The sequence below is a fragment of the Arthrobacter sp. 35/47 genome (genome assembly GCF_000520475.1).
In the GTDB taxonomy this organism is placed as follows: domain Bacteria; phylum Actinomycetota; class Actinomycetes; order Actinomycetales; family Micrococcaceae; genus Arthrobacter_D; species Arthrobacter_D subterraneus.
Window position 1 is genome coordinate 172259 of the sequence record NZ_KI914581.1, and the last position, 9880, is coordinate 182138.

Here is a 9880-nt window from a genome sequence, read left to right on the forward strand (position 1 = left end):
TGGTTCGCCGCTCTTGCGCAGGCAACCGGCGGCCGTACTTTCTCCACCCACGAATGCGACTGGATCTGGCTGCCTGCGCGCAGTGAACTGATGCTGATGTTCCCTACGTCCATTTCCGCGGCAGGACTGCGCCCGGGTCTCGCCGAGGGTGTCCGGCTGGGCGCCCGGACCGTCGGCGTCTGGCTGAACGGCGCCGTCCGCGCGCAGGAGCTCGCCGGCTTCGGGTTTGAACCGGGGTGGCAGCCGTGGTGGATGAGCGCGCCGGTTGCCTCCGTCACCGGATACGATCCCGGTTGCGCCACCGTCACGGTTGAGGTGTCTGAGTATTCGGGGCCGCCGGCAGCGGAACTGGCCGTTGCCCGCGAGGAGCCCGTGCGCGCATGGCACGCGGTTGCCCGTAAGGAGGGCGGCCTGGCGGGCGCCGCGTATTCGTTCTACGACGGAACAGACAACCCCCGTGCGCTGGGAGGGATCTTCAACATGGAGGTGCAGGCTGCATTCCGGCGCCAGGGAGTGGGGACAGCGCTGCTATCCGCGGTGGCACGCCAGGCTGCTGCGGCCGGGGCCGAGGAACTGGCGCTGAATGCCACGCCGGAGGGTTACAAGCTATACCTGCGCCGCGGCTTTGAGCTCATCGGCCGAGGACATACCTGGTGGCTCACGCTGCCCTGACCGGTTTCACTCCCCCGGCCACTCGACGGCGTCCGCCTCAGCCGCGCCCATCGACTCGACCGTCGCCTTGGTCCGGGCGCGGCTTGCGGCATCCTCTGCGGCGGAGACGCAGGAGACTTCCGCCGCGGCCATCCGCTCAAGGTTGAAGCCCGCCACCGGGCACCAGCGGTGTCCCGGCCCGTTCCAGGTGGCAGGGAGCCAGCGAAGCTCACCGACCTCCCAGCCGCCGTCGTCCTTCTGCCGGAAATCCGCCTGGACAAGGAGGCCCTCAGTGTTGCGGATATCCGGGGTCAGGTGGGCGGCAATGGTGTTGCCGAGACCATAGACAATCCACACACCGTTGTACTTCTCGATGGGCAGCACCGAGTGGCTGTGGTGTCCGTAGACCAGGTCGAACCGGCCGCTGTCCACCAGCGCGTGTGCAACGTCCTGCTGTTGGGCATTGGCGTAGTCGGCGTACTCGTCGCCGGCGTGCACCGCAGCCAGTACGACGTCGGCGCCCGCCGCACGAGCTGCATCCGCCCTGGCGATCATCGCCGCCGGATCCAGCTGATCCACCTGCCAGCCGAACTCCGGCACAACCCCGTTGAGCGCATAGGTGCCCGTGACCACCGCGACCCTGGCCTTGCCCGTATCCATGATGAGTGGCTCGGCTGCTTCCGCCTGCGTGCGGTAGGAGCCGGTGTGTCCCAGCCCGGCGCTGTCGAGCGTGTCAAGGGTGCGGTTGAGCCCAGTGGTGCCGGCGTCGAGTGTGTGGTTGCTCGCGGTGGTGCACGCGTCGTAGCCGAGCGCCGCGACGGCCTCGGCAATCTGCGGAGGAACGTTGAACGCCGGATAACCGGAAAACGGCCCGCCGGGCTCTGCCAGCGGCGTTTCCAGGTGGCAGACGGCGAGGTCTGCGGGGGTCACATACTCGGCCTGCGCTGCGAGGATGGGCCCGAAGTCAGGGTTGCCGCCGCCGTCGAGCGCAGCCTGTTCCCACAGTCCTTCATGGAGCAGCAGGTCTCCGGTGAGCACCACGCTGAGCGATGGGCGGGCTGTCGCCGGGGACGGTGAAACAAGTGGATCGGCCGTCGGGGCGGCCGGACTGGACGACGGTGTGGGCGACAGCGAAGGAACTGGGCGGCCGCTCGCCGATTCCGCCGGCGGCGGGCCGGTTTCAGAGCCCGAGCATCCGGATGTCAGCAGCAGCACCGCGAGTGCTGCTGCCCGGATGGCTTGTGTGCTGCGACCGCTCACCCGGCCAGCCTAGCGCCGCAGGACAACCGCTGTCAGAAGGCGCCCTGGCGGACGGCGCGCCGACGGGGAAGGGCCGGACGCAATGTCCGGCCCTTCGCTGTAGTGACTTGCCGCAGGCGGTATTACCAGCCGCGCTCGGCGAGGCGGTGCGGCTGGGGGATGTCGTCGACGTTGATTCCGACCATTGCTTCGCCCAGGCCGCGGGAGACCTTGGCGATCATGTCCGGATCATCGTGGAACGTGGTGGCCTTGACGATCGCTGCGGCACGCTCTGCCGGGTTGCCGGACTTGAAGATGCCTGAACCGACGAAGACGCCGTCGGCGCCCAGCTGCATCATCATTGCGGCATCCGCTGGGGTGGCGATGCCGCCGGCGGTGAACAGCACAACCGGCAGCGTGCCGGCCGCGGCAACTTCCTTCACGAGCTCGTACGGTGCCTGCAGCTCCTTGGCTGCAACGTACAGCTCGTCCTCGGGCATGGAGCTCAGCCGGGCGATCTCCGCGCGGATCTTGCGCATGTGCATGGTGGCGTTGGAAACATCTCCGGTTCCGGCCTCACCCTTGGAGCGGATCATGGCCGCGCCCTCATTGATGCGGCGCAGTGCCTCACCGAGATTGGTGGCACCGCAGACAAAGGGAACGGTGAACTTCCACTTGTCGATGTGGTTGGTGAAGTCCGCAGGTGTCAGCACCTCTGACTCATCGATGTAATCAACTCCGAGGGACTGCAGGACCTGCGCCTCCACAAAGTGGCCGATGCGCGCCTTGGCCATGACGGGAATGGAGACAGCCTCGATGATGCTGTCGATCATGTCGGGATCGGACATCCGTGAGACCCCGCCCTGGGCGCGGATGTCGGCGGGGACGCGCTCAAGCGCCATGACGGCGACAGCGCCGGCATCCTCGGCGATGCGGGCCTGCTCCGCGGTGACAACATCCATGATGACGCCGCCCTTGAGCATTTCCGCCATCCCGCGCTTGACGCGGCTGCTGCCGGTCACGGGCGCCGTGGTGGAAGCTTCTTCAACAGTGGACACAGTTTGGCCCCTCGGGTAGAGATAAAGATGACAATCAATGATAGCCCGCCGGAACGGCCGAAACACCGGTCAGCGACTGAACATCACCTGGCTGCGGTTGTGCAGCCGGACAGCCGCGACGGATCGGGGAGAATGCTCAGGGTGCTGCGGCCTGTACCCGCACCGTCATGACGCGCTGGACGATCGTGATGACACTGGCCAGCGCCAGCAGGATCAGGACGGCCAGCAGCACAACCTCCGGAAGTCCCAGTCCGGTCAGACCGGTCACGGTCAGCACCGAGACCAGGCGCTCGGCCCGTTCCGCAATGCCTACGTTTGCGGTGAAGCCGAGCGACTCCGCCTTGGCCCGCGCATAGGAAACGATCATCCCAAGCACCAGGCAGGCCAGAGCGGCAACCGCGATTGCGTTGTTGTTGCCGCCCAGGAAAAACCAGATGGCGACGCCGGCAAAGAGCGCGCCGTCCGCAATCCGGTCAAGGGTGGAGTCGAGGAAACTCCCCCACGATCCGCTACGGCCCTGGATCCGCGCCATGATGCCGTCCACCACGTCAGAGAAGACAAACAGCGTGATGAAGACGGTGCCCCAAAACAGCTCCCCCAGGGGGTAGAACACGAGCGCACCGCCGGCCACACCGAGGGTTCCGACCACGGTGACTGCGTCAGGCGACACCTTCCACCTCAGGAGCAGCGTTGCCAGGGGCGTGAACAGCGACGTGAAGAAGGACCGCGCGTACTTATTCAGCATGACCCGCCTCCGAGCTTGTCGAGGCAGCTTCATCCCACGCCGCTGCAAGCTGCGACCGCACCTCGCCGAGGGTCTGCGTCACGGCCTTCGTCTGCGCGATGATCGGGAAGAAGTTTCCGTCCCCGCTCCACCGCGGCACCACATGCTGGTGCAGGTGGGCGGCGATTCCGGCTCCGCCGGTGACGCCCTGGTTCATACCGAGGTTGAAGCCGGTGGGCCGTGCGACGCTGCGCAGCGCATGCATTGCGGTCTGTGTCAGGTGCGCGATCTCGACGGTCTCCTCACGGGTGATGTCGGTGTAGTCAGGCACATGGCGGTACGGACACACCAGCAGGTGCCCGGGATTGTAGGGGAACAGGTTCAGGACAACGTAGGCGCTCCGGCCCCGGTGGACGATGAGCGACTCGTCATCGGACCGTCCGGGCGCCGTACAGAAGGGGCAGTCCTCCTGCTTGTTGAACTGCCCCTGCCCGCCTTTGATGTACGCGAGCCGATGCGGTGTCCACAGTCGCTGGAAGGCGTCGGGCACACCGGCCAGCTCAAAGCCGTCCGTGACGTCCCCATCGCTGTGATGCTGCCCGACAGCTCCTGCGTCGTCCTGCATCTGCCCCTACTGTTCCCGGTTGCGGACGGCTTCGACAATCCGCTTCACGGCTTCGTCGACCGGGACCTGGTTCTCCTGGCTTCCGTCCCGGAAGCGGAAGGACACGGCACCGGCGTCGGCGTCGTCACCGCCGGCAATCAGGACGAAGGGCACCTTCTCCTTGCTGGCGGTGCGGATCTTCTTCGGGAAGCGGTCGGACGTGATGTCGACCTCCGCACGGATGCCCTCTGCCTTGAGCTTGTCCGCAACGTCGAACAGGTAGTCATTGAAGGCGTCCGCCACCGGGATGGCGCGGACCTGGACCGGAGCCAGCCAGGCCGGGAAAGCCCCTGCATAGTGCTCTGTCAGCACGCCGAGGAACCGTTCAATCGAGCCGAACAGCGCACGGTGGATCATGACCGGCCGCTGTCGGGTTCCGTCTGCCGCCTGGTACTCAAGTTCAAACCGTTCAGGCAGGTTGAAGTCCAGCTGGATGGTGGACATCTGCCACGTGCGGCCGATCGCGTCCCGTGCCTGCACGGAAATCTTGGGACCATAGAACGCTGCGCCGCCCGGATCCGGAACGAGTTCCAGTCCGGAGGCATCCGCCACTTCGGCGAGGGTGCGGGTGGCTTCTTCCCATGCCTCGTCGTCTCCGACGTACTTCTCCGGGTCCTTGGTGGACAGCTCAAGGTAGAAGTCGTCCAGCCCGTAATCCTTCAGCAGGCCGAGCACAAAGTTGAGCGTCGAGGTGAGCTCATCCTTCATCTGCTCGCGGGTGCAGTAGATGTGGGCGTCGTCCTGGGTCATGCCCCGGACCCGGGTGAGCCCGTGCACCACGCCGGACTTTTCATACCGGTACACCGATCCGAACTCGAAGAACCGCAGCGGCAGTTCCCGGTAGGACCGTCCGCGCGAGCGGAAAACCAGGTTGTGCATCGGGCAGTTCATCGGCTTCAGGTAATAATCCTGGCCGGGTTTGCGGACCTTGCCGTCGGCGTCGAGCTCGGCGTCGACGTGCATGGGAGGGAACATGCCGTCGCGGTACCAGTCCAGGTGGCCGGAGACCTCGTAGAGATGGCCCTTGGTGATGTGGGGAGTGTAGACAAACTCGTAGCCGGCTTCGACGTGCCGCTGGCGTGAGTAGTCCTCCATCGCCTTGCGGATGATGCCGCCGCGGGGGTGGAAGACGGGGAGGCCCGATCCCAGCTCGTCCGGGAAGGAGAACAGGTCCAGCTCGCTGCCCAGCTTGCGGTGATCGCGGCGTTCAGCCTCAGCGAGGCGCTCCTGGTAGGCCTTGAGATCATCCTTGGTGGGCCAGGCCGTGCCGTAGATGCGCTGCAGCTGCTTGTTCTTCTCGCTGCCGCGCCAGTAGGCCGCCGCCGAGCGGGTGAGTGCATACGCGTTGGAGATCAGCTTGGTGTTGGGCAGGTGCGGGCCGCGGCAGAGGTCCTTCCACACAACATCCCCGGACTTGCGGTCCACGTTGTCGTAGATGGTCAGCTCACCGGCGCCGACCTCAACGGAGGCGCCGTCGTCGTCGGTGATGTCCCCGTTGCCGCCCTTGAGACCGATGAGTTCGAGCTTGTAGGGCTCGTCCTTCATAGCCTCGCGGGCTTCGTCCTCGCTGGCCACGCGACGCTGGAAGAGCTGGTTTCCGTTGACGATCTTCAGCATCATCTTCTCGAGCTGCTTCAGGTCCTCGGGAGTGAAGGGCTCGTTGACGTCGAAGTCGAAGTAGAAGCCGTCGGTGATGTACGGGCCGATCCCCAGCTTGGCGTCGGGCCGCAGCTGCTGGACGGCCTGCGCCATCACGTGCGCGGCCGAGTGGCGAAGAACGTCGAGGCCGTCTGACGAATCAATGGTGACCGGCTCCACCCGGGCGCCGTCTTCCAGCTCGCGGCTCAGGTCCCACAGTTCATCGTTAACACGGACGACGACGACGTCGCGCTGCTCCCTGAAGAGGTCCGCTCCCGTGGTCCCGGTGGTCACCCGCTGCTCTTCGCCGTCGACGATGAGGGTGATTGATGGGGGCGCTGACACTGAGGTCTCCTCTTGATAAGGGTGAACTGGCTGGATCGCTGATCGATCAACCGTACCGGCGGGCGAGGACCAGCAAGGGCCCAACACTCCTGCCGCGGTCCCCTCGATGGTATCCGTTGCGCGAGCGGCCAACCAACCGGCCCGCGGGCCGTGCTGCCCGGCAGTCGCGGGCGGAGGCGGGCAGTCGGGCGCCGTCTGGAGGCTGGCGCCTAGGGCTGCCGGCGGACTTTCAACTCGAACTCGATGAAGGCGTCGATCATCGCGCGGTAGGTCCGTTCAACCACGGTGGGATCGACGTCGAGCTTTTCTGCAAAGCCCCGCACGTTTGAGATAACCTGCTCCACCCGCGCGGGCGCGCGGACCGACTCGTCATCTTCCTTGAGGGATCCTGCCCGGCGCACCAGCCGTTCCCGCCGCGCGATCAGTCCCACCATCTGCTCATCAACTTCGTTGATGGCTATGCGGACCGCTTTCAGCTGCTCAGCGTGGACCTTTGCGGGGTCGGGCTTCTGGTGGCTTGGCATACCGTGAGACTACGCGAGGGGTGGACTCCCGGCACCGTTGATTACGTGCCCGGCCGGATCAGGCGGGGAATGCAGGCGGGGCCGGCTGCGTTACACCTCCGACGGAAAACCCGCACAACCGGCGGGCTCGCCCCGGGCCCGCACCCACCGAAGGAGCACCGTGGATTACACACCCGCTGCCGGCACCATCACCATGTTCAGCACAACCTGGTGCGGCTACTGCCGCCGGCTCAAGTCGCAGCTCGACGCGCAGGGCATCGGCTACCAGGAGATCAACATCGAGGAAGTGGAGGGCACCGCGGAGCTGGTTGCCTCACTGAACGGCGGGAACCAGACTGTTCCGACCGTCATCTTCCCGGACGGAAGTTCGGCCACCAACCCTTCGGCAGCCGAAGTGAAGGCCCGCGTCAGCGCCTGACAGCCGTTGAATAGGCAGGACACTCCGCTTAACCATCTGGTTAACGGGCGTGTCCTGCCTTTTCATTGTCATAGGCTGGACACGTTCCCCCACCCTCGAGGAAAAGGACAGTCTTCCCATGGCACACAGCGTCAAGGGCGTCGTCGTAATGGAAAAGGACGCTCCGGCCACCGTAGTCACCATCAATGTGCCCGATCCCGGGCCCGGTGAGGCGCTGGTCGACATTCTCACCTGCGGGGTCTGCCACACCGACCTGCACTACAAGCTGGGCGGTATCAGCGACGACTACCCCTTCCTGCTGGGCCACGAGGCAACCGGCGTGGTCAGCGCCGTCGGTCCGGACGTCACCAACGTCCAGCCCGGTGACCGGGTGATCCTCAACTGGCGCGCCGTCTGCGGACAGTGCCGTGCCTGCCTTCGCGGCGAACCGCAGTACTGCTTCAACACCCACAACGCCACCCAGAAGATGACGCTCGAGGATGGCACCGAGCTCTCCCCTGCGCTGGGAATCGGTGCTTTTGCCGAGAAAACGCTCGTGGCCTCCGGGCAGTGCACCAAGGTTGATCCTGAAGCCGACGCGGCGGCAGTCGGGCTGCTGGGCTGCGGGGTCATGGCGGGAATCGGTGCGGCCATCAACACCGGAAACGTGCGCCGCGGCGACTCGGTGGCCGTGATCGGCTGCGGCGGCGTCGGCATTGCCGCAATCGCGGGTTCCAAGCTTGCCGGTGCCACCCGGATCATTGCCGTGGACATCGACGACCGGAAGCTGGAACTCGCCAAGGGGCTCGGCGCTACCGACGTGGTGAACTCAAAGGAAACCGACCCTGTCGAGGCAATCCGGAAACTGACCGACGGCAACGGAGCCAACGTGGTCATTGACGCCGTCGGCCGCCCTGAAACCTACAAGCAGGCTTTCTATGCCCGCGACCTCGCCGGCACCGTTGTCCTGGTGGGCGTACCGACGCCGGACATGACGCTTGAGCTGCCGCTGCTGGATGTCTTCGGCCGCGGCGGATCGCTGAAGTCCTCCTGGTACGGCGACTGCCTGCCCTCGCGCGACTTCCCGATGCTCGTCAGCCATTACCGGCAGGGCAACCTTGACCTGGACGCCTTCGTGACCGAGCGGATCGCGCTGGATGAGGTCGAGAGCGCTTTCGCCAAAATGCACGACGGCGTGGTGCTGCGTTCGGTGGTGGAGCTCTGATGGGCGCGCGTATCGATCACCTTGTCACTTCCGGAACCTTCTCCCTGGACGGCGGCACCTGGGAGGTGGACAACAATGTCTGGATCATCGGGGATGACTCCGAATGCATCGTCATTGACGCACCTCACGACGCCGGCGCCATTGTGGAGGAAATCAACGGCCGCCAGGTGCGCGCCATCCTCCTGACCCATGGCCACGATGACCACATCCGGGCTGTCGGCGACCTCTTCGATGCGGTGCGTGCTCCGATTCATCTGCATCCCGATGACCGGATGCTCTGGGACGCGGTATACCCGGACACGGCGCCGGGTGCCTCCATCACGGACGGCGACACCTTCAGCGTCGCCGGCGTCACGCTCCAGGCGATCCATACCCCCGGCCACTCCCCCGGTTCCGTCTGTTTCTACCTGCCCGACGCCGGCACACTGTTCAGCGGCGACACGCTGTTCCGCGGTGGACCCGGTGCAACCGGCCGGTCCTACAGCGACTTTCCGACAATCATCGAGTCCATCCGGACCCGGTTGCTGACACTCCCGGCCGACACTGTGGTGCGGACCGGCCACGGCGACTCGACGAGCATCGCGGAGGAGGCTCCGCACCTCGAGGAATGGATCGCCCGGGGTCACTGACGCGTCCGGCCGATCACGCAGGCCGACCATCGCCCGGGCGGGAAACCGCCCGGGCGACGCCGCCATACGCTGCGCCCGCCGCAGGCTATTCCCGCGCGGCGGGACGCAGGGCCGCAACCAACTGGTTGAGCACGCCGGCGTCCTCGATCGTGGACGGAATCACGAACTCGTCGCCATCGGCGATCTCACGCATGGTCTTCCGCAGGATTTTCCCCGAGCGGGTCTTGGGCAGGGCTTCCACCACGGTGACGTGCTTGAAGTCCGCTACGGCGCCGATGTCCCTGCGGACCAGCGCGATCAGCTCCTTCTCCAGGATCTCCTCGGGCAGGTCAACGCCGGACTTGAGGACCACGTAGCCGCTGGGCCGCTGCCCCTTCAGGGAATCCGCGAGACCGACCACAGCGCACTCGGCCACCGCCGGGTGCTTGCCGATCACCTGTTCCATGGCGCCGGTGGACAACCGGTGCCCGGCCACGTTGATGATGTCATCGGTGCGGCCCATGACGTAGAGGTATCCCTCCTCATCCCGGTAACCGGAGTCCCCGGTGGCGTAGTAGCCCTCGAAGGCCTGCAGGTAGGAGGACACGTAGCGCCCGTCGTTGCCCCAGAGGGTCTGCAGGGTGCCCGGCGGCAGTGGCAGCCCCAGCACAATGTTGCCTTCCGTCCCGGCCTCAACCTCCTTACCTTCGCCGTCGACAATGGTGAGCCTGAAGCCGGGCATTGGCACGCTCGGAGATCCGGCCCTGATCGGCAGGTCATCGAGCCCGCGAGGGTTGGCGCAGATGG

At 65.9% G+C, this 9880-nt stretch carries 10 protein-coding genes and 1 pseudogene; 4 read left to right on the top strand and 7 right to left on the bottom strand.

What is annotated here, in order from left to right; translation table 11 throughout:
- A partial coding sequence (locus X803_RS16995; protein ID WP_051470334.1) for a GNAT family N-acetyltransferase occupies positions 1-672 on the top strand: 672 nt, incomplete at its 5' end.
- Positions 673-678: 6 nt separating this feature from the next.
- On the opposite strand, the gene X803_RS0101195 is transcribed toward X803_RS16995, so the two are convergent.
- The 6 genes from X803_RS0101195 to X803_RS0101220 form a co-directional block, all read right to left on the bottom strand.
- Complete coding sequence (locus tag X803_RS0101195; protein ID WP_026543701.1) at positions 679-1911, bottom strand: CapA family protein; 1233 nt, start codon at positions 1909-1911, stop codon at positions 679-681.
- 122 nt (positions 1912-2033) lie between these two features.
- Positions 2034-2948, bottom strand: a complete 915-nt coding sequence (gene pdxS / locus X803_RS0101200; protein ID WP_026543702.1) for a pyridoxal 5'-phosphate synthase lyase subunit PdxS — start codon at positions 2946-2948, stop codon at positions 2034-2036.
- Between the two features lie 136 nt (positions 2949-3084).
- Positions 3085-3693, bottom strand: coding sequence for a phosphatidylinositol phosphate synthase (pgsA, locus tag X803_RS0101205; RefSeq protein WP_026543703.1), 609 nt, complete (start codon positions 3691-3693; stop codon positions 3085-3087).
- A complete protein-coding gene (locus X803_RS0101210) occupies positions 3683-4297 on the bottom strand; it encodes an HIT family protein (protein ID WP_026543704.1) in 615 nt (204 codons plus the stop codon). The genes pgsA and X803_RS0101210 overlap by 11 nt, the downstream gene beginning before the upstream one ends.
- A 6-nt stretch (positions 4298-4303) precedes the next feature.
- Positions 4304-6319, bottom strand: a complete 2016-nt coding sequence (thrS, locus tag X803_RS0101215; RefSeq protein ID WP_026543705.1) for a threonine--tRNA ligase — start codon at positions 6317-6319, stop codon at positions 4304-4306.
- 209 nt (positions 6320-6528) lie between these two features.
- Positions 6529-6843, bottom strand: a complete 315-nt coding sequence (locus X803_RS0101220) for a chorismate mutase (protein ID WP_026543706.1) — start codon at positions 6841-6843, stop codon at positions 6529-6531.
- 160 nt (positions 6844-7003) lie between these two features.
- On the opposite strand from X803_RS0101220, the gene X803_RS0101225 reads away from it, so the two are divergent.
- The 3 genes from X803_RS0101225 (at position 7004) to X803_RS0101235 (ending at position 9094) form a co-directional block, all read left to right on the top strand.
- Positions 7004-7261 carry a mycoredoxin gene (locus X803_RS0101225; RefSeq protein ID WP_026543707.1) on the top strand — a complete coding sequence of 86 codons (258 nt, stop codon included), beginning with the start codon at positions 7004-7006 and terminating at the stop codon, positions 7259-7261.
- A gap of 118 nt (positions 7262-7379) precedes the next feature.
- Positions 7380-8465 (top strand): S-(hydroxymethyl)mycothiol dehydrogenase, encoded by a 1086-nt coding sequence (locus X803_RS0101230; protein ID WP_026543708.1) that lies wholly within the window; start codon positions 7380-7382, stop codon positions 8463-8465.
- Entirely contained in the window at positions 8465-9094 is a 630-nt protein-coding gene (locus X803_RS0101235) for an MBL fold metallo-hydrolase (RefSeq protein WP_026543709.1), read from the top strand. The genes X803_RS0101230 and X803_RS0101235 overlap by 1 nt, the downstream gene beginning before the upstream one ends.
- Before the next feature lie 85 nt (positions 9095-9179).
- On the opposite strand, the pseudogene X803_RS17000 reads toward X803_RS0101235, so the two are convergent.
- A pseudogene (locus X803_RS17000) lies at positions 9180-9880 on the bottom strand (AMP-binding protein); the annotation flags it as partial.

Excerpts from the sequence above, each read along its gene's own strand:
- pgsA (WP_026543703.1), bottom strand. The coding sequence starts at position 3,693 with ATGCTGAATAAGTACGCGCGGTCCTTCTTCACGTCGCTGTTCACGCCC.
- X803_RS0101235 (WP_026543709.1), top strand. The coding sequence starts at position 8,465 with ATGGGCGCGCGTATCGATCACCTTGTCACTTCCGGAACCTTCTCCCTG.
- X803_RS0101210 (WP_026543704.1), bottom strand. The coding sequence starts at position 4,297 with ATGCAGGACGACGCAGGAGCTGTCGGGCAGCATCACAGCGATGGGGAC.
- X803_RS0101220 (WP_026543706.1), bottom strand. The coding sequence starts at position 6,843 with ATGCCAAGCCACCAGAAGCCCGACCCCGCAAAGGTCCACGCTGAGCAG.
- X803_RS0101230 (WP_026543708.1), top strand. The coding sequence starts at position 7,380 with ATGGCACACAGCGTCAAGGGCGTCGTCGTAATGGAAAAGGACGCTCCG.